This window comes from Actinomadura fibrosa (assembly GCF_900659615.1).
GTDB lineage: Bacteria > Actinomycetota > Actinomycetes > Streptosporangiales > Streptosporangiaceae > Spirillospora > Spirillospora fibrosa.
Window position 1 is genome coordinate 47,122 of sequence record NZ_CAACUY010000022.1, and the last position, 17,509, is coordinate 64,630.

General features: G+C 70.0%; 21 protein-coding genes and 2 tRNA genes. 11 read left to right on the top strand and 12 right to left on the bottom strand.

What is annotated here, in order from left to right; translation table 11 throughout:
- Window positions 1-642 precede the first annotated feature (642 nt).
- A tRNA-Gly gene (locus tag E1300_RS11270) sits at window positions 643-713 on the bottom strand.
- Window positions 714-868: 155 nt separating this feature from the next.
- Between E1300_RS11270 and E1300_RS11275 the strand changes: the two genes are divergently transcribed.
- Window positions 869-942 (top strand) — tRNA-Pro (locus E1300_RS11275).
- An 87-nt stretch (window positions 943-1,029) separates the two neighbouring features.
- On the opposite strand, the gene E1300_RS11280 is transcribed toward E1300_RS11275, so the two are convergent.
- Window positions 1,030-1,683, bottom strand: coding sequence for a site-specific integrase (locus tag E1300_RS11280; RefSeq protein ID WP_131756878.1), 654 nt, complete (start codon window positions 1,681-1,683; stop codon window positions 1,030-1,032).
- Between the two features lie 199 nt (window positions 1,684-1,882).
- Between E1300_RS11280 and E1300_RS11285 the strand changes: the two genes are divergently transcribed.
- A complete protein-coding gene (locus tag E1300_RS11285; protein ID WP_131756880.1) occupies window positions 1,883-2,254 on the top strand; it encodes a hypothetical protein in 372 nt (123 codons plus the stop codon).
- Between the two features lie 143 nt (window positions 2,255-2,397).
- Here E1300_RS11285 and E1300_RS11290 read toward each other — a convergent pair whose 3' ends face one another.
- From E1300_RS11290 to E1300_RS49960, 5 genes are all read right to left on the bottom strand, one after another.
- Window positions 2,398-2,703: a hypothetical protein gene (locus tag E1300_RS11290; protein ID WP_131756881.1), complete on the bottom strand. Its 306-nt coding sequence runs from the start codon at window positions 2,701-2,703 to the stop codon at window positions 2,398-2,400.
- Window positions 2,704-3,294: 591 nt separating this feature from the next.
- The gene (locus E1300_RS11295; protein WP_131756883.1) at window positions 3,295-3,495 is read right to left on the bottom strand and encodes a hypothetical protein; all 201 of its coding nucleotides are present in this window, start codon (window positions 3,493-3,495) and stop codon (window positions 3,295-3,297) included.
- Window positions 3,496-4,092: 597 nt separating this feature from the next.
- A complete protein-coding gene (locus E1300_RS11300) occupies window positions 4,093-4,383 on the bottom strand; it encodes a hypothetical protein (protein ID WP_131756885.1) in 291 nt (96 codons plus the stop codon).
- A gap of 709 nt (window positions 4,384-5,092) precedes the next feature.
- The gene (locus E1300_RS11305; protein WP_131756887.1) at window positions 5,093-5,428 is read right to left on the bottom strand and encodes a hypothetical protein; all 336 of its coding nucleotides are present in this window, start codon (window positions 5,426-5,428) and stop codon (window positions 5,093-5,095) included.
- Between the two features lie 245 nt (window positions 5,429-5,673).
- Window positions 5,674-5,832, bottom strand: coding sequence for a hypothetical protein (locus tag E1300_RS49960; protein ID WP_165502795.1), 159 nt, complete (start codon window positions 5,830-5,832; stop codon window positions 5,674-5,676).
- Window positions 5,833-5,881: 49 nt separating this feature from the next.
- Between E1300_RS49960 and E1300_RS11310 the strand changes: the two genes are divergently transcribed.
- The 6 genes from E1300_RS11310 to E1300_RS11335 all read left to right on the top strand — a co-directional run bounded on the left by E1300_RS11310 (window position 5,882) and on the right by E1300_RS11335 (window position 10,528).
- On the top strand, window positions 5,882-6,301 hold the full coding sequence (locus E1300_RS11310; protein WP_131756888.1) for a hypothetical protein: 420 nt from the start codon (window positions 5,882-5,884) through the stop codon (window positions 6,299-6,301).
- Window positions 6,302-6,335: 34 nt separating this feature from the next.
- On the top strand, window positions 6,336-6,572 hold the full coding sequence (locus E1300_RS11315; RefSeq protein WP_131756890.1) for a hypothetical protein: 237 nt from the start codon (window positions 6,336-6,338) through the stop codon (window positions 6,570-6,572).
- 698 nt (window positions 6,573-7,270) lie between these two features.
- Window positions 7,271-7,426 carry a ribbon-helix-helix domain-containing protein gene (locus tag E1300_RS11320; protein WP_131756892.1) on the top strand — a complete coding sequence of 52 codons (156 nt, stop codon included), beginning with the start codon at window positions 7,271-7,273 and terminating at the stop codon, window positions 7,424-7,426.
- A 5-nt stretch (window positions 7,427-7,431) separates the two neighbouring features.
- Window positions 7,432-7,776 (top strand): VOC family protein, encoded by a 345-nt coding sequence (locus E1300_RS11325; protein WP_131756894.1) that lies wholly within the window; start codon window positions 7,432-7,434, stop codon window positions 7,774-7,776.
- Window positions 7,777-7,778: 2 nt separating this feature from the next.
- The gene (locus E1300_RS11330; RefSeq protein ID WP_242619076.1) at window positions 7,779-9,338 is read left to right on the top strand and encodes a DHA2 family efflux MFS transporter permease subunit; all 1,560 of its coding nucleotides are present in this window, start codon (window positions 7,779-7,781) and stop codon (window positions 9,336-9,338) included.
- A 332-nt stretch (window positions 9,339-9,670) separates the two neighbouring features.
- The gene (locus tag E1300_RS11335) at window positions 9,671-10,528 is read left to right on the top strand and encodes an MHYT domain-containing protein (protein ID WP_207399648.1); all 858 of its coding nucleotides are present in this window, start codon (window positions 9,671-9,673) and stop codon (window positions 10,526-10,528) included.
- A gap of 3 nt (window positions 10,529-10,531) precedes the next feature.
- On the opposite strand, the gene E1300_RS11340 is transcribed toward E1300_RS11335, so the two are convergent.
- Complete coding sequence (locus E1300_RS11340; protein WP_131756896.1) at window positions 10,532-10,774, bottom strand: hypothetical protein; 243 nt, start codon at window positions 10,772-10,774, stop codon at window positions 10,532-10,534.
- 90 nt (window positions 10,775-10,864) lie between these two features.
- Window positions 10,865-11,152, bottom strand: a complete 288-nt coding sequence (locus tag E1300_RS11345) for a WGxxGxxG family protein (RefSeq protein ID WP_131756897.1) — start codon at window positions 11,150-11,152, stop codon at window positions 10,865-10,867.
- 175 nt (window positions 11,153-11,327) lie between these two features.
- Between E1300_RS11345 and E1300_RS11350 the strand changes: the two genes are divergently transcribed.
- On the top strand, window positions 11,328-12,356 hold the full coding sequence (locus tag E1300_RS11350) for an NAD(P)-dependent alcohol dehydrogenase (RefSeq protein WP_131756936.1): 1,029 nt from the start codon (window positions 11,328-11,330) through the stop codon (window positions 12,354-12,356).
- A gap of 18 nt (window positions 12,357-12,374) precedes the next feature.
- Here the strand turns inward: E1300_RS11350 and E1300_RS11355 are convergent, their stop codons facing one another.
- Both E1300_RS11355 and alaS read right to left on the bottom strand, forming a co-directional pair.
- Entirely contained in the window at window positions 12,375-12,902 is a 528-nt protein-coding gene (locus tag E1300_RS11355; RefSeq protein ID WP_131756899.1) for a hypothetical protein, read from the bottom strand.
- Between the two features lie 24 nt (window positions 12,903-12,926).
- Window positions 12,927-15,605: an alanine--tRNA ligase gene (gene alaS / locus E1300_RS11360; protein WP_131756901.1), complete on the bottom strand. Its 2,679-nt coding sequence runs from the start codon at window positions 15,603-15,605 to the stop codon at window positions 12,927-12,929.
- A gap of 217 nt (window positions 15,606-15,822) precedes the next feature.
- Between alaS and E1300_RS11365 the strand changes: the two genes are divergently transcribed.
- Complete coding sequence (locus E1300_RS11365; protein WP_242619077.1) at window positions 15,823-16,302, top strand: hypothetical protein; 480 nt, start codon at window positions 15,823-15,825, stop codon at window positions 16,300-16,302.
- Here the strand turns inward: E1300_RS11365 and E1300_RS11370 are convergent.
- Entirely contained in the window at window positions 16,289-16,684 is a 396-nt protein-coding gene (locus E1300_RS11370; RefSeq protein WP_131756903.1) for a winged helix-turn-helix transcriptional regulator, read from the bottom strand. The genes E1300_RS11365 and E1300_RS11370 overlap by 14 nt on opposite strands.
- Window positions 16,685-16,808: 124 nt before the next feature.
- Here E1300_RS11370 and E1300_RS11375 point away from each other — a divergent pair, with 124 nt between their 5' ends.
- Window positions 16,809-17,390, top strand: a complete 582-nt coding sequence (locus E1300_RS11375; protein WP_131756905.1) for a YceI family protein — start codon at window positions 16,809-16,811, stop codon at window positions 17,388-17,390.
- Window positions 17,391-17,509 lie beyond the last annotated feature (119 nt).

The following is a 17,509-nucleotide window of genomic DNA, read 5'->3' on the forward strand; positions in this document are numbered from 1 at the left end:
ACACCGACCTCGCTGACTTGCCCACGGCCGACGGTCGTCTCCGTTGCGGCGAGCGGGACTGCCCGGAAGGCGAATGGTCCGAGAGGGCCAATGGCCGTCCGAAGGTCGTCTCTGTTGCGGCGTCCTGACTAACGGCCGGTTCGACGAGATCCGGGCCGGACGGGACACCGGCTCTGACCTCCATGACGATCGTCTGCCGTGCGCTGCTCCTCAGCCATGCCGCGTGGCTTCCGACAGCGGCCCCTGCCTTGCCTGCGCTCGGCCGGATGGCGCCAGCGAGAAACGCGCCTCCTGGAGCACCTCGGTCACCACCTTGCGGGTACGGGCGGAGTTCACCCCTGCTATCGGGTCTCCACGCCTCGCACGCCGCCTCATGTGCCCCTGCTTTAGGTGGATCCACGCCTCGGCAGCGGTGTCGGAAGCGTTGACCCGGGTCTAGGTGCCGTCCGGGGCGTGAGGCCGCCGCGTGCCGGGAGCCCGGTCATGTCCAATCGGCGGGGCGCTGGAGTGCTCTCACGTGCCGCTCCAGGCGGTCGGATCCGCCATGATCACGTACGGGCCCAGTGATAGAACCGGTGATAGAAAATCTTGGAGTGACTCCAAGATCTCAGATGCATGGCCCCTGACCTGCGGAAATTAGAGAGCGGGCGACGGGAATCGAACCCGCGTAGCCAGTTTGGAAGACTGGGGCTCTACCATTGAGCTACGCCCGCGTAGGGCCGGAGCCCTCGATCGCCATCCCGTAGCGTACAGGCTTTCGGGAGCGGTCGTGTTCGGTGGGGGCCGGACGACCGGAATGCCGGGTTGAACGAGGCGGACGGGCCTGTTCGGCACTAGACTTCTCGGCGTCACCGCGTTCGGCGGTGTGCGGGCTGTAGCGCAGTTTGGTAGCGCACCGGCTTTGGGTGCCGGGGGTCGTGGGTTCAAATCCCGCCAGCCCGACGCAGGTCAGAGTTCCTATCCCTGGCCAGAGGGACAAGGCCTCCCACGCGATCGGGAGACGATCTTGCTCTGCGTCTCCCGAGTAGCTCATCTAGCAACGGTACGGCTGAGGTCGGCCACATCTCCAGCCGCTGCTTCAGAGCGACTCTTCAGCGCGCCTGCAGCGCCTGCGTCAACTCTCCTTGCATGGCTGGTGACACATGCCCGTAGGTGCCGCCCATCCCCGACATCGTGTGGGTGTGGATCATCGCGGGGCTTGACCAGTCCGCCACAGACGGTTCCGTCGACATGGTCCCAGGGGTACTTGACCTTGACCCGGGCCCGGTTGCCATTGCCCTCTCGATGACAGACATGAGCGTGCGGTGCACGTAGATCTCCGCAGCCCGCCCGCTCTCTCAGGTGCAGATCGACCAGGTGGAAGCCGCAGAGCTTGCCGATCCGAAACCCGCTGTCCGCAAGCCAGGTCACCACCATCCGGTCCCCCGCCGTGTGCACCTCTTCGAGCAAGCGATCACGCGCGCCCTCGGGCAGCAGCTTCGGATGTCGGCGGCGGACTCGCCGCGGTTCCAGCGGGTCAGCCGGTAGCGATTTGGCGGCATGGCCCAGCAATATGCGGTTGCGGTCGCTTCGGGAAGGCAGCCGAGTCCTGTCCAGGCGCCGGCCCAGTTCCTCGTTGATCCCCATGTAGCGCTCAAGATCTCGCTGCGTCACGGTGCCCGGCCCGAGCGCCTCCCGCTCCAACCACCGCAAGTGATTCACCAATAGATACGCGTAGGTCCGCTGGGTCCCCGATCGCTCGTGCGTACGCAGACCCGGCTCTACTCCGAGGCGCTGACAGCGCAAGGCATCAAGGCCTGGTCGGGAAAAGTGCCGAAGCCCCTACCTAGAAGGCCGCCGCGGCTGGTGGAAGGTGAAACGGCGGACGACCACCGAGGCGACCGTGGGCGGCCTCACCGGGAACCCCGAAACGCCCAGCACCCTGATCCTCGGCTGGTACAGCCCGAGCGGCTGGCTGCGCATTGCGGCGCGCACCGCCCTACTCGCCGCATCCGCCCGTGATGAGCTCTGCGGCGCGCTCACGCCTGCGGACGTGGAGCACTCGTGGCCGGAGGAGGTGCCCGCGGGCTGGGCCGTTGGCCTGCCGGGCATGGCTGAGCCGATCCCGTACACGCGAGTCGTCCCCGATGTCGTGATGGAGATCGGCGTGGACGCCGCAGCAGAGAACGGCAGGTGGCGCCACGCCGTCCGGTATCTACGGCGCCGAGCCGATCTCTCTCCGGCGGATGAACTCACCGGCGTGGATTTGGAGTGAAGTGTGCCGGTGACCACTGTCTCATAGGCGCAGACTGACTCGGTTCGCACAGGTCACGGCTGTGTACGCAGCATCCGTCAACCGGGCGAAGTTCCGTCCAGAAGTATCATGCCAACCTGACTGCCAGTCATTCGCCGGGCTGCCTAGAACCGGGTGTTGGCGTCGGTTCGGGCGACTTTCCGGATCTGCACTTCAGAAGTCCCACGGATTCTGGTCAGGTCCGCGCCGCTCAGGTCCGCGGTCAACAGGTTCGCGCGCGGAGTGGCGGTGTGGGGGATGCGGGTCTTGTGCAAATCCAGGGCACCGGCCGCGGGAGGATCGGGCGGGCGTCGGGCCAGGACTTTGAGGGCAGTGGTGACGTCGATGTCGGGCTCGGCCGGTAGGTCCTGGGTCCTCACCGCGGGGGCGGGATCGTGTTCGCGGACGTAGGCGGCCAGCACGTCGCGCATGGCCAGCCGGTCGCGCTCGGAGTCCTTGGCGATTGCTCCAGCGCGTACACCGCTGCGGTCCGCACCTCCCGCTTACCGGAGGCCAGTTGCTCGACCGCTTTGGTGGACCGGCCGGTGACCTGGCCCTGCTGCGCGATGGCGACGTTCTCCCGCGCCGTTCGCACCTCCTGTTGCCCGGTCCGGAACGTCAGCGCCGTCACAACCAAGCCCCCGCCGGCGAACACGAGCCCGGCCCAGGATCGCGACGGTGTTCCAACGCTGATGACGAGCCTGCCGGCGCCGTTCCCGCTCCGCCTCCAGCCGATCGCGTTCTCGTACACGCTCGGCATCCTCACGGGCCCGCGCCATCTCCAGCAGCTCCAGCCGACGATCCGCCGGCAAGGCGTCCAGTTCTTCCTGTGTCGGCGCCGACACTCGCGCCGCAACGTCTTGCTGTTCAGGCTGTTCTGCCCGCTCTGCAGAACCGGGCCCCGAGCTACCACTCGCATCGCTCACACCCATTGGACGTCGGCCGCCGTCTCTACGCTCAACCGGATCGGGGCAGAACAAGACGGGATGGTTGTCCGTTGTGAGATCCGCTGCGGCGAGGCCTTAGATAGTGCGTTCGATTTTCTTCGGTGATTGTTGTTCGGCGGCGGCGTTGTACAGCTCGGTTATTTGCCGCTCGGCCGCGTCCAACTGCCTCAGCGCGGTCGCCAGCTCGACATCGCGCTGCCGCCGGAACGCCAGCATCAGCCCGACCGCCGCGCCCGCAGGCGCCAGTATCCAGAACCCGGCCGCCAGCGGACGCACCCGCAACGGCTTGGGCTCACGTCGCGCCTGAGTCTTCGCCCAGTGCTGCCGTATCGCCAGCGCCGCCTCACGCGCCCGTGTGCGCCGCCCGACGCCACCTCACCCACTTCACTCAGACGCCCGATCCGAGCTCAGGGATTCACCAGACCATGTGCCCGGACCGGTCACAGTGGATCGTTGGATGCACGTCCACAGCAAGTCGCTACTGACCGTTCCGATCGTCCTCGTGGATCGGCTGTCCTGCTTCAAGACGGCGAGCTCACCGCCTGCGACTACCTCTTCGACGCCGGAGAGGACTTCGCGATGTGGAAGGCAGATTTCGTCGCCACCCAGATCTACTGAATCAGGTCCCGCTTGGCGGTCATCCAGGGCCTCGCGAGGCTCTCAACAAGCGCGACGACCGCAGATGACCACCCCGTCGCCCGGGCAGTCAGCCGAGGCGACGGGGTCCTTCCTCCTCCAGCGACCGGCGCGCTGCGGGAACGCGAAACGGGGCCGACGGTACAGGCTTGCGCCTGGTGAGACACCACCAGTTCCATCGCAGTCGACACCTGCCGGTTCCTGTCAACGGAGGTCGGTAGCAGTCGAGCAACTGGCTCAGAGCAACCGGCAGGCGTTCGCCGCGTGATAGTTGCTGACCCCTGTGTTCATCAGCCTTACCCAGCAATTCAGGCCGTCACCTGCATTGCAGGCGGAGACCCTGGCGGGCGTGATGGTGTAGCCGGCCAGGCTCAGGTAGTACACGCAGTCGGCCGGGCTCGCCGGAGCGGACTGCTGTACATTCGACCTCTCGACCGTGGCCACGGCCTGCGAGGGCAGAGCGGCGGATAAGCCGAGTGGGAGCATGGCCAGACCCGCTGTAGCGGCTACGGCCTTCAGACGGCGCATGCGCGATCCTTTCGCGTTGGTTGACCTTCAGAGCGAAGGATGCAGGCCACAGCCGGACTCGGCCATACATATGCGCGCACACATCTTTAGTCACCGTGCACTCCGACAGCCAATCGAGACGATAAGTCTGCGCTCCAGCCGAAACGACGGGCCGTGAGAAGACGTCAAACGGGGCCGACGGTACAGGCTCACGCCTGGGGAGACACCGCCGACCGCATCGCAGATTGAGGCCTCACAGAGGAGTCCCCACAAGCGTAAACCAGTGGCCACCATCATGAGCCCGCGCGCGCTGCTCCAGTCCGGACGGCACAGACCTGCCACACTGAGACGCTCCGCTTCACACGGCCAATCCGGTAGCTGAGTGATCACGCCACAATGGGCACGTGACGCGAACTCGGAGACTGCGCGCCTGGCCGGGCGTCTAACCCCCATCTGGGCCTCTGCCGAGTACACCGGCCGCTCGGCCGAGGCCTTCCGGATCTGGCACAAGGCCGAAGACCTCCCATCGCGCATCGACGAGAGGACGGGGAGTTGCTGGTCGACGTCGTCGCCGCGTGCAAGCTGCACGATGACGCCCGCGCCGGGAGCGCCGCGCCCGCAAGACACGCGCTGCTTGACAAGATCGCCGCGCTTGAACCACTCTGCGCCTGGGCCACCATGCCCAAAACCGCCCGGCCACCGCGCCGGGCGCTCGCATTCCCGGGCCGCGTCAGCCCTCGGCCGCGGCGCCTTCGCGGCGCCGGCTACGTGTGAACGCGACGACCAGCACCGCAAGCCCGGCCGCGCCAGCCGCCCGCGCCACATATCCAGGCCCCGAGCGCGCGGCATCGCACCGCTCGTCCACCGCCTGGGTAGCCGCCAGGGCCGCACCGGTCTTGTCCGACAGCACGTCGTAGCTGTCGGACGCGTGGATCGGCCGGAACGCCGACCCGCAGTTCACCGTGCCGCCGAACCCGATCGTCGCGTGGACCGGCCAGAACCCGATGGCTATCGCCAGAATGAGGGCGCCGGGTCCGGCGAGCGCGAGCGCGCGTGCAGTACTCACCCGCGCATCCTCCAGCCCAACGGTGCATTCCGCGCATCTCAGGCCGGAACAGGCCAGCCCGTCAACCTCGGTCCCCGACAACGCGACAGAACCGCTCCCACCAGACCCGCGAAAGGCCTGCGAAGTCATGACCGACACCGCCTCCTACCTCACCCTGAACAGCGACAAGGTTTAGACCTCCCGCCCGAGACCCGCGCCGAGCTGCTGAAGTGGCTCGACGAGGCCGTCCCGAACTCCAGGGCCGTCTACCGCGTCACCTTCGACGCCCTCATCGACGGCCCGACCGCGCTGTGGGTGACCGATCTCAACGCCAGCGAGGGCAACCGGTTCATCGCCACGTACGGATCATCCCGCTGGAAGACGCCGTCCCCCGCCATCTGCGCGAGTACTTCGACCCTTGCCACGACCGCTTCTAAAGGCCCCGCACGCGGTGACGCCGAAGGGAGGTGACCGGTGGCCGTAGACCTCGCCTGGGAGTACGCCGCCCGCCAGTTCGCCCCGCCGCCCGTCTCGCCGTACCTGGGCGACCCGGTCCGCTGGATGCAGGAGCGGCGCCGAGCGCACCTGTGGTCCATGCGACGCGAGATCGCCCAGTCGATCGCCGACCACGAGCACACCGCGGTGAAGAGCTGCCACGATGCCGGCCAGAGCTGGATCGCCGCGCAGATCGCCGCGTATTGGATCGACGTCCACCCGCCCGGCGAAGCCTTCGTTGTGAGCAGGGCGCCGACCTACGCGCAGGTCCACGCGATCCTGCGGAAAGAGATCCGCAAGGCCGCCAAGAACCCCGACGGCGACCCGCTGCCCGGCCGCGGCCTCCAGAGCGACGAGTGGAAGCTCGACGACGGCACGCTGGTCGGCGGCCGACAATGACGCGCACGGCTTCCAAGGCACCCACCGCACATACGTGCTCGTGATCTTGGACGAGGCATGCGGCATCCCTGAGCAGCTGTGGACGGCCGTCGAGGCGATCACCACGACCAACACCTGCCGGATCCTGACGATCGGGAACCCGGACGACCCGGCTACCGAGTTCGGCAACGTATGCCGGCCAGGGGGCCGCTGGAAGCTCGCGCTCCTGGCGGCCGCCGTCGTGCTCCTGGCCGTACACGGCAGGCCCGACAGCCCCGACTGGCTCCGCTGACCGGCTTGAACGGTAGTGGCGAGGGGCGACGAGGTAGCCATAAGGGGCCTGACCTGCGCGACCATGTTCGTCGCAGGTCACAAGATCGGTGGAACTTTGTTTGGGTGCCGGGGGTCGTGGGTTCAAATCCCGCCAGCCCGACGCAGGTCAGAGTCAGAGGGGCGAGGTTCCCCGCCTGATCGGGGATGCTGTCGCTGTGCGTCTGCCGCAGGGGCGCGAGTAGTTCACCCGGCGAAGGCATGGCTGGGGTCGGCCACAGCAGCTTTGAGGGGACCTCCCATCTCCTGCGGCCTCTGCTTCAACTGTTCACGCATCGCCGGTCACACATACTCGTAGGTGCCGCCCGACCCCGACGCCGTTCGCCCGAGCCATGATGCTTCATGGGTTCGCGCAGCAACGCTGGTCGGCGAGGCGGCGAGATGTAGGTCACTAGGCGATCCTGACTTGTGCGCCGGTCAAGGTCGTGCTGCGGGCCGAGCGCTGCCGTTCGCTCTTCTGGCCGACCGGTGCTTCTTGCAGTCGTCGACCTCCGTGTCAACGGCAGAGCGCGATGTTTCCTGTGACGGCGCCCGCGATCTCCGCGATGACGACGATCAGCGCGATCGTCATGGGCCACTGGGATCGGCGACCGGTAGCGGCGAGGTTCGCGTTCTCATCATGATCTTGTAGCTAGCTTGCTAGCATGCTAGCCTTTCCGCATGGGTGATGGGGAGGTCAAGCAGTTCAACGTGTATCTGCCGGTGGAGCTGATCCGGCAGGTGAAGCATCAGGCGATCGAGACGGGCATGTCGCTGTCGGCGCTGGTCGCCGAGGCGCTGCGTGCTTACCTCGACGACGCTTCCGAGAAGGAGTGATGGGAATGGCGACGGACGGCATCGAGGCGGTCTTCATGGAGACCCGCAACTGGGGGAAGGGGGCCAAGTTCCTCCAGGCGCTGGGCTTTGAGCTGGAGGTCACGGCCGGGGACGGGTCCGGCGTGTTCCGTAATGGGGACGGGGCTTACCTCGTGCTCGTCGAGGTTCCCGAGGATCGGGAGCCCGCGGTGCAGGTGGCGTTGAAGGTGGCCGATGCGGATCGGTTCGAGGTGGATCCGGTCGTGGAGGTGGTGACGCCGTTCAAGGAGACCCACTACGGGACGCGGGAGATGACCGTCCGGGATCCCGATGGACGGTTGTGGAGCCTTCAGGCGCCCGCCGGGAGTTGACCGTGGGGTGGCGCGGGAATCCCTGGGCCGTCCTGCTGACGCTCAGCCTCGGGTTCTTCATGACGCTGCTGGATCTGACGGCCGTCAACGTCGCCGTTCCCAGCATCGTCGACGATCTGGGCGCATCGCTGGACGGGGTGCTGTGGGTCATCAACGTGTACATCCTGGTGCTGGCGGCGTTGCTGATCACGTGTGGCCGGCTGGGTGACGTGCGGGGGCCGCGGACGTTGTTCGTGTGGGGCCTCGTGCTGTTCACCGGGGCGTCCGTGCTGTGCGGGCTCGCGCAGGACCCGGCTCAGCTCGTCGCGGCACGGGCGGTGCAGGGGCTGGGGGCGGCGGCGCTGGTGCCGCAGACGATGACGATCATCATGGGCACGTTCCCGCCCGCGCGGCGGGGGGCGGCGCTCGGGGTCTGGGGCGCGGTCGCGGGTGTGGCGACCATCGCCGGGCCCACGCTCGGCGGGTTCCTCGTGAGTGCGGCGGGGTGGCGCTGGATCTTCTTCGTCAACGTGCCGATCGGTGTCGTCGTGCTGGTGATGGCTCGGGGGCTTCTGCCGGACGTCCGGCCCGGTGTCCGGCGCGGGCTCGATGTGCCGGGGGTGGTGCTCGCAACGGCGACGCTGGCGTGCCTGGCCTTCGGGCTCACCGAGGGGCAGCGGTACGGGTGGAATGCCTGGATTCGGGCGTTGCTGGGGGCAGGTCTCTTGCTGCTCGTGGTCTTCCTGACTCATCAGCGCGGTCGGCAGGGGCGCGATCCGCTGCTGCCGTTCGTGCTGTTCCGGGACCGGAACTTCGCGGTCATGAGCGCCGTGTCGGCGGCCGTGCAGGTCGGCATGATCGGCCTTTTCCTGCCGGTGATGATCTATTTGCAGTCGGTGCTGGGGTTCAGCGCGCTGGAGGCCGGGGCGGTGATGGCGCCGGCGATGGTGGTCTCGGCGGTCCTGTCGCCGGTCTCCGGCCGGATGGCGGACCGGCTCGGCGGCAAGTACGTCCTGATGGCGGGGTTGGTCCTGTTCGCGGCCGGTCTGGCCTGGCTCACGTGGGTCGCCAGCGTCGGCCGGGAGTGGTGGGAGTTCCAGCCCGCTCTGATCGTGGCCGGGGCGGGGATCGGCTGTGTCTTCGGGCCGATGGTCGCGGTCGCCCTGCACGATGTGGAGCCCGCGATGGCCGGGGCCGCGTCCGGGGTGCTGAACACGATCCGGCAGATCGGCACGATCACCGGCAGTGCCGCCGTGGGCGCCGTGTTGCAGAACCGCCTGGCCGTGTCGCTGCACGCGGAGGCGGTCAAGCGGGCCGACGCGCTTCCGGCGGGTGCCCGTGGTTCGTTCGTCGCCGGTTTCGACCGGGGCGGTCTGGACGTCGGTGCCGGTCGGGGCGGTGCGGCGTCGGACCTTGTGCGGCGGACGGCGGCGTCGGTGTTCGAGCACGGGTTCGTCCACGCCATGCGGCCGACGCTGGTGCTGCCCATCGTGGTGATCGCGGCAGGTGCCGTCGCGTGCCTGCTGGTGCGGCGCCGGTCGGCGGACGATCCGGTCGGGGCCCCGGACGCCGTGTCCGCGTAATCGGAGGCGGCCACCGGTTGCGGGCGACCCGATTGAGGATGGCGGGGTGACCGAAAGTGGCCAGCGGGGTGGATGTGGGGGGTGATGCTGAGTTGAATTCTTTTCCCGCAGGTCAGAGGGGTATGCGGTCGTCGGGGGGTGGGGTCGGAGGACGGGGCGTTCGTATCGTTCCGGGACGGGTTCGCGTTACGGCTGCCCCGGGTGGAGTCGCGGACGGTGAGAGGGCGGCTCCGAGGTGCGTCGTGCCTGGTCAGCTAGCATCGCGGCACTTTGTGCACGGAGGTTCCGCAGATCAGCGGGCCGGAGTTCTCGGGGACGGACTCTTGGGCGAGATGCATCACTTCACGTACGGGGCGTTCACGCCGGTCCTGGCCTACCTGATGTCGTTCGTGGGGTCGCTGCTGGGCCTCAAGTGCACGGCGCGGGCGGCACGGGCGGAGGGTGTGGTCCGGGGCGCCTGGCTGGTCACCGCGGCGGTGTCCATCGGCGGTACCGGGATCTGGGTCATGCATTTCATCGCCATGCTGGGTTTCAGCGTGTCGGGCATGCACATTCGCTATCACGTGGGGCTCACTTTGTTGAGCGCGGCCCTCGCCATCGGCATTGTCGGGGGAGGGCTGCTGCTGGTCGGATTCGGTGGCGGACGGGCCAGGACGCTCCTTCTCGGCGGTGTCGTCACCGGGGTCGGTGTGGCCGGAATGCATTACACCGGAATGGCCAGCATGGACATGGAAGGCGAGATCTCGTACCAGTACGGGTTCGTTCTGCTGTCGGTGCTGATCGCCGTGGCGGCGGCGACCGCGGCGCTGTGGTTCGCGACGCGGGTGCGGGGCATGCAGGCGATGGTCGGCGCGGCGCTGATCATGGGTGTGGCGGTCACCGGGATGCACTACACCGGCATGGCCGCCATGCGGGTGCGGACGCCGGACGGCCTGCACACGCCGTCCGGGGCCGAGGGGATCGACTTCCTGCTGCCGCTGATCGTGGCGGTCAGCATCGTGTCGTTCGCCGTCCTGCTGATCGTCTCGGTGAACCCGGAGCAGGACGACCTGGTGTTCGCGCACCGGGACGGGCCGGGGCGGACGGCCGGCGAGCGGGCGCCGCGGCCGCAGGGGCCGCCGCCGGGGACGGCGCCGGGGACGGCGCGCAGGCAGGCGGGGCAGTGGTTCGGCGGGGAGCCGCCGCGGTAGGGCTCAGCCGCTCTCCTCGGCGGCGCTGCCGGGGCCGTGCAGGTCGGTGAGGTCGACCAGCTCGGCCACCTCCTCGATGTAGCGGCAGTACGCCACGAGCTTGCCGCGGCGCGTCACGAGGAACCACGCCTGCCCGATCCGGGCGTCGCGGTGCCGCATGCGGGCGTAGACCAGGTCGGCCTCGGTCAGCTCGACCGCCTCGACGCGCAGTCCGTCCGGTCCGAGGAGATAGCCCGCGTCCGCCATGACGGCAGTCTGCACCGAAGATCGGTTCCGGACCAGGCCCCAATCCGGCGAACCGCCGCCCGGGCGTTTCGGGCGGCGGTTCCGCGCGTCCTACACGCCGGGGCCCTGGCGCCGGCCGCTGATACTGCTCTCGGCGACGCCGACCTTGGGCCGGCGGGACCTCATGCCCATGGCGCCGAGGAGGCCGAGGAGCCCGAGCAGGCCCCACAGGCCGGTCTTGCTGCTGCCGCCGTTGTCGTCGTCGTCCGGTGCCTTCTGCTGGTGCTGGACGTTCTGGACGGCCGGTGGTTTCGGCGGTTCCGCCATCGCGGGCGCGGGTGCGGCGGAACCGAACATGACGATGGCGGCCATGCTCGCCGCCCCCAGGAACTTCCTCATGTCTCTCCCCATTTTCGTCATCGTGCACGGTCGGATCCAGCCGGTTCGAGCCGTTCCCTGGGCGGGTCCGTTGTAACGGCGGAAAACGGGTATTCGTCTTTATTGACTCTTTTATTAAGGCGAGGGAGCGGCGGGTAAGGGAAGGTTCTCCGGGCTTCCGGGGAAAGGGGAGATGATGAAGGCCGTCCAGTATCGAACGATCGGAACCGCGCCCGAGGTCGTCACGGTGCCCGACCCCGAGCCCGGGCCCGGGGAGGTGCTCCTGAAGGTCACCGCGGCGGGCGTGTGCCACTCGGACATCGCGGTGATGAGCTGGCCCGAGGTGCCGTTCCCGCTGCCGCTGACGCTGGGGCACGAGGGGGCCGGGACGGTGGCCGCCCTCGGGGACGGGGTGCGCGGGGTCGATGTGGGCGAGTCCGTCGCGGTGTACGGGCCGTGGGGGTGCGGGCGGTGCCTGAAATGCGCGCAGGGCGAGGAGAACTACTGCCTGCGGGCGGCGGAGCTGGGCATCCAGCCGCCGGGGCTGGGCGCTCCCGGCGCGATCGCGGAGTACCTGCTGGTGGACGACGCGCGCCATCTCGTGCCGCTGGGCGACCTCGACCCGGCGACGAGCGTGCCGCTCACGGACGCGGGGCTCACCCCCTACCACGCGATCAAGGGGTCGCTGCCGAAGCTGGTGCCGGGCAGCGCGGCCGTCGTGATCGGGACGGGCGGGCTCGGGCACGTCGCGATCCAGCTGCTGCGGGCGCTGACCCCGGCGCGGGTGATCGCGCTGGACGTGTCGGAGGAGAAGCTGGAGCTGGCGCGGGTCGTCGGCGCCCACGACGTCGTGCTGTCGGACGCGGACGCCGCCGCGAACGTGCGGGCGCTGACCGGCGGGGTGCAGGCGGTCTTCGACTTCGTGGGCGCGCCGCCCACGGTGGCGACGGCGACCGCGGTGACGGCGGTGGACGCCGACGTGGTCCTGGTCGGCATCGGCGGCGGCATCGCCCAGGTCGGGTTCGGCGTCACGCCCTACGACACGGCGGTGCGGGCGCCGTACTGGGGGAGCCGGGCGGAGCTGATCGAGGTGCTGGAGCTGGCGCGGGCGGGCATCGTGGACGTCCACGTCGAGACGTACGGGCTGGACGAGGCGCCGGAGGCGTACGAGCGGCTGCACGCGGGCCGGGTGAACGGCCGGGCGGTCATCCTGCCGAACGGTTGAGCCGGGAGTCCGGGGCGGTCAGCTCGCGGGCCGCGTCCCGGCGGTGCGGCCGGCCGTCGGCGAGGTCGCGAGGATGCCCTCGCGGACCTCGCCCAGGACGGTGGCCACGGTGCCGACGATCTCCGGGATCGCGTCGCGGATCTCCTCGGCGGACGCGCGGTGCGCGTCCGCGTCCACCCCGGCGGCCTCCAGGAGCGGGAGGACGTCGAAGAGCTGGTGCTTGAGCCAGCCCATCGGGTCGGCGGTGAGCCCGGGGACGAAGACGCGCCGCCCGGGTTCGCTGTCGACCATGCCGGGGTGGTGGTGCATGCGGTCCTTGCTGCCCGGGCCGCCGGCGACCGACTCCAGGAAGTCGGCGCGCCAGACGGCCCGGTCGGCCACGATCGGCTGGGCGGCGTTGCGGGTGCCGCGCCACGGCTGGAGGGGGAGCAGCCGCAGCTCGACGCGGACGCCGCGCTCGTGCCCGCCCCGGTCGGGGTCGGGGTCGATGAGGTACACGTCCTCGACCGTGATCCCGAGGCCGCCCAGACAGAAGACGCGCAGCACCGTGACTCCCCTCGCCGTCCTCCCTCAACGGATACGCCGGGAACCTTCGGTTATCAAGCGCCGCGCCTCCGCCGAGGCGAGTTCGACCGCCGTCGCCAGGTGCTCGGGGCGCCGTCCGCCGGCGCTGGCCAGGGGCCCCTTGCCGCCCGCGCCGCCGCCGACCGCGCGCGCCGCGGAGACCAGCAGGTCGCGCGCGTGGACCGGGCCGGGCGAGCGGCCCGCGGCGAGCAGGCCGTCCCGGACCGCCGCGACGAGCGACGCCTTGCCGCCGGACGCCGTGCCGAGGACGACCGCCCCGTCCCCGCCGCGGTGCGCGAGGATCCGCGTCGCGAGGGAGCGCAGGTCGGGCTCGTCGACGACCCGCGCGACGAGCCAGCCGCCGGGCAGGTCCTCCGCGGACGCGGCCAGCCGCGCCGCGTGCGCGTCCAGGTCCGCGTCGCGGAGGGACGCGAGCGCGCGCTGCGTCTCGGCGAGGGTCGCCAGCCGCTGCCGGAGCCGCGCGGGCGCCTCGTCCGGGCGGACGTGCAGCAGGTCCGCCAGCTCGGTGAGCAGGTCGCGCTGGTGGTCGTGGTGGCGCAGCGCGTCCGCGCCGGTGAGCGCCTCGACGCGGCGCAGCCCGGTGCCGATGGACGACTCGCCGAGGATGTGCACGGGACCGGCCTGGGAGCCGTGGCCGACGTGCGTGCCGCCGCACAGCTCGCGGGACGCGTCGCCGATGTCGACGACGCGCACCCGCGTCCCGTACCTCTCGCCGAACAGCGCGACCGCGCCCGCGGCCTCCGCGTCGGCGCGGCTCGCCTCCCAGACGCGGACGTCGGGGTCGTCCAGCAGGTAGTCGTTGACCAGGGTCTGGACGGCGGCGAGCTCGCCGGGCTCCACGCCGGAGAAGTGCGCGAAGTCGAAGCGCAGCCGTCCGGGCTCGACCCGCGAGCCGCGCTGCGCCGCGTGGTCGCCGAGGACGCGCCGCAGCATCGCGTGCAGGACGTGCGTCGCGCTGTGGGAGCGCGCGGTCGCCGCCCGCCGGTCCGCGTCCACGACCGCCTCCGCCTCCTCGCCGGGACGGATCTCGCCTTCCTCCACGCGGACCGTGTGGACGTGCAGGCCGTCCAGCCCAGGCCGGGTGTCGAGGACGCGTAGCAGCGCCCCGGACGTGCGTAGCGTTCCCGTGTCGCCGACCTGACCGCCTGACTCCGCGTAGAAGGGGCTCCTGGAGAGGACCACCTCCAGTTCGTCGCCCTCGCGCGCGCTCTGCACGATGTCCGTGTCGCTTAGCAGCGCCACCAGGCGGGTCTCGGCCGTGGTCGTGTCGTAACCGACGAAGTCCGTGAGGCCGTGCTCCGCGTTTACGCGCCGGTACAGGTCCTGCCGTTTGACCGCGTCGCCCTTGCGGCCCTGGCCCGCCCTGTGCGCCTGGCTGCGCTGCTCTTCGATGAGGGCCTCGAACGCGTCCTGGTCCACGGTGAGGCCCGCCGAGCGCGCCGCGTCCAGGGTCAGGTCGATGGGGAACCCGTAGGTGTCGTGCAGCTCGAACGCCGTCTGGCCCGAGATGGACCCCGAGCCGCCCGAGGTCGCGCGGGTGATCGCCGACTCCAGCAGCCGGGAGCCCTGGCGCAGCGTCCGCTCGAACCCCTCCTCCTCCGCCGTGACGACCTGCCGGATCAGCGCCGACTGCCGTTCCAGCTCCGGCCACGCGCCGCCCAGGTTCGCGATGACGCTCCCGGTCAGCGGGGACAGCACGGGCTCGTCGATGCCGAGCCGTCGCGCGTGCCGGATCGCGCGACGCATCAGCCGGCGCAGCACGTAGCCGCGGCCGTCGCGCGCGGGCAGGACGCCGTCCGCGACGAGGAACGCGATCGACCGCGCGTGCTCGGCGACGACGCGGAACGACGTGGACGCCTCGCTCCCGTCGCGTCCGGGGTACTCGCGTCCGGCCATCTCCTGGACGAGACGGAGCGACGGCGCGAGCAGGTCGGTCTCGCAGACCGTGTCGACGCCTTGCAGGACGGCCGCCAGACGGTCCAGGCCGAGGCCGGTGTCGATGTTCCTGGCGGGTAGCTCACCGACGATCGGATAGTCGCCCTTGCCCGAACCCTCTCCGCGGATGTTCTGCATGAAGACGAGGTTCCACAACTCCTGGTAGCGCTCGCCGTCCACCGCAGGCCCGCCCTCCACTCCGAAGGACGGCCCTCGGTCGTAGTGGAGCTCGGACGACGGGCCGCAGGGGCCGGGCACGCCCATCGACCAGTAGTTGTCCTCCATGCCGAGCCGCTGGATCCGCTCCGAGGGGACGCCGACGCGCCGCCAGAGCCGCTCCGCCTCGTCGTCGTCCAGGTACACGGTGACCCAGAGGCGCTCGGGGTCGAGGTTGTAGTGCCGGGTGAAGAGCTCCCATGCCCAGGAGATCGCCTCCGACTTGAAGTAGTCGCCGAAGGAGAAGTTGCCGAGCATCTCGAAGAACGTGGCGTGCCGGGCCGTCCGCCCCACGTTCTCAATGTCGGACGTGCGCGCGCACTTCTGCACGGACATCGCCCGGGGATGCTCCGGGACCGCCTCGCCCGCGAAGTACGGCTCGAACTGGTTCATGCCCGCGTTGGCCAGCAGCAGCGTGGGATCGGACGGGATCAGCGGGCTGGACGGCACGGCGCGGTGGCCGCGCTCCTGGAAGAAGCCCAGGAAGGTGGAACGGATGTCAGAAGAGCGCATGGAACGGCCTCACGAGGTCGATGGGATGACGGCGCACACCGCCGAGCCGGGCCGGGCACGACTGCTCGTCCCCCAGCTCGGCGCGGCTAGCTCGCCGCCCCACCTCGTGAAAGGCCATCGGTCTTCCTGCTCGGTTCCGTTCCGCGAACACCCCGGACGCTCCGGGACGTCCCAAATTACCTCGCGGTATCCCGCCCGGCACGCGATTATCGCCACCGTGTCGCGCGCGTACGGCTATGTAGGCCCTCCTGAACTGCTCGAACGGGCGTCCCCGGACACCGTGGGCGAGCGCGTCGCCTCACCCGCGGACCTGAAGCGCTGGCTCGCCGGCCGGGACGCCGCCGAGCGCGACGAACCGTTCACCTACGTCGTCGATCTCGACGGGACGCTGCGGGTGGCGCCCCGCCGCAGCGAGCATGTGGCCTGCGCGGGCGGACAGTCCGTCCTCGCCGCCGGGGAGGTGACCTTCCACGGCACGCGGGTCGGGGAGATCAGCAACCAGTCCACCGGTTACTGCCCGGACGCGGCGTCGTGGCCGGACGTCGCCGCCGCGCTCGACCGCGCGGGCCTGGACCGTCCGGACGGCTTCACGGCGGTGTTCGTCTTCCGGCACTGTCCGGGATGTGGGGAACTCAACGTGGTCAAGGACGACGACTACGTCTGCGTCTTCTGCGCGGGCGCGCTCAGGAGGTCTTGAGGGTCTCGATCTCGGCGGCGCGGGCGTCGTAGTCGGCGCGGGCGGCGTCGATCTCGTCCAGGTGGGTCTCGGCCCAGAGGACGAGGGTGCTCGCCGCGTCCATCAGGGTGGCGCCCATCGGGGTGAGGGAGTAGTCCACGCGCGGCGGCATCACCGGGTAGACGGTCCGGGTGACGATGCCGTCGCGCTCCAGGCCGCGCAGCGTGACGGTGAGCATCCGCTGGCTGATCCCGTCGATCTCGCGCTTCAGCTCGGTGAACCGCTTGGTGCGCTCGCCGAGCAGCGCGATCACCTGGAGCGACCACTTGTCGCCGACGCGGTCGAGGATCTCCCGCGCCCGGCACATGGACGGGTGGTGCTCGCGGAACGCGCTGGGCTCCATGGTTATCTCCAGGTGACCGAGGCAGTAATTAGTGCCTTCTTGTGCCGGTTCGGTGCGCGTCCGCACCATGGGGTGACGGTTCCGAAAGGGAACCGTCTTACTTCTCGGAACTCAAGGAGACACCATGACCGCCGAGCTTGTCGAGATCCCCGGCTACGTCGCCGGCACCTGGGCGATCGACCCGATCCACTCCGGGGTGGGCTTCACCATCCGGCACCTCATGGTCAGCAAGGTCCGCGGACGCTTCGGGACGTTCGAGGGGACGGTCGTCACCGCCGACGACGTCCTCGACTCCTCCGTCACCGCCACCATCGACCTGGCCTCGGTCGACACGGGCAACGCGCAGCGCGACGAGCACGTCAGGTCCGCCGACTTCCTCGACGTCGCGACGTACCCCACCATGACCTACCGCTCGACCGGCCTGCGGCCCGAGGGCGACGACTTCGTGGTCGACGGCGAGCTGTCGCTGCACGGCGTGACGCGGCAGGTCCCGCTCCGCCTGGAGCTCGGCGGCTTCGGCCCCGACCCGTTCCGCCAGGACGACCCGTCCAAGGGCGCCCGCGCCGGCTTCACCGCGACCGGTGAGATCAGCCGCCTGGAGTTCGGCGTCGGCGACAGCTCCAAGGTCCCGGGCGCGAGCGGGCTGGCGCTGAGCGAGAAGGTGCAGATCGTCCTGGAGATCGAGGCGGTGCTGCAGACCGATTGACGGGAGACGCCGCCCTCACCTTCCGTTCCTGCGCCGCGCGCGAGGATGGCCTGGTCGTCGAGCACGGCGGCGGGGCCGGCCGGGCGGGCAGGTACGGCCCGATGGGCCTTCGACCTGCC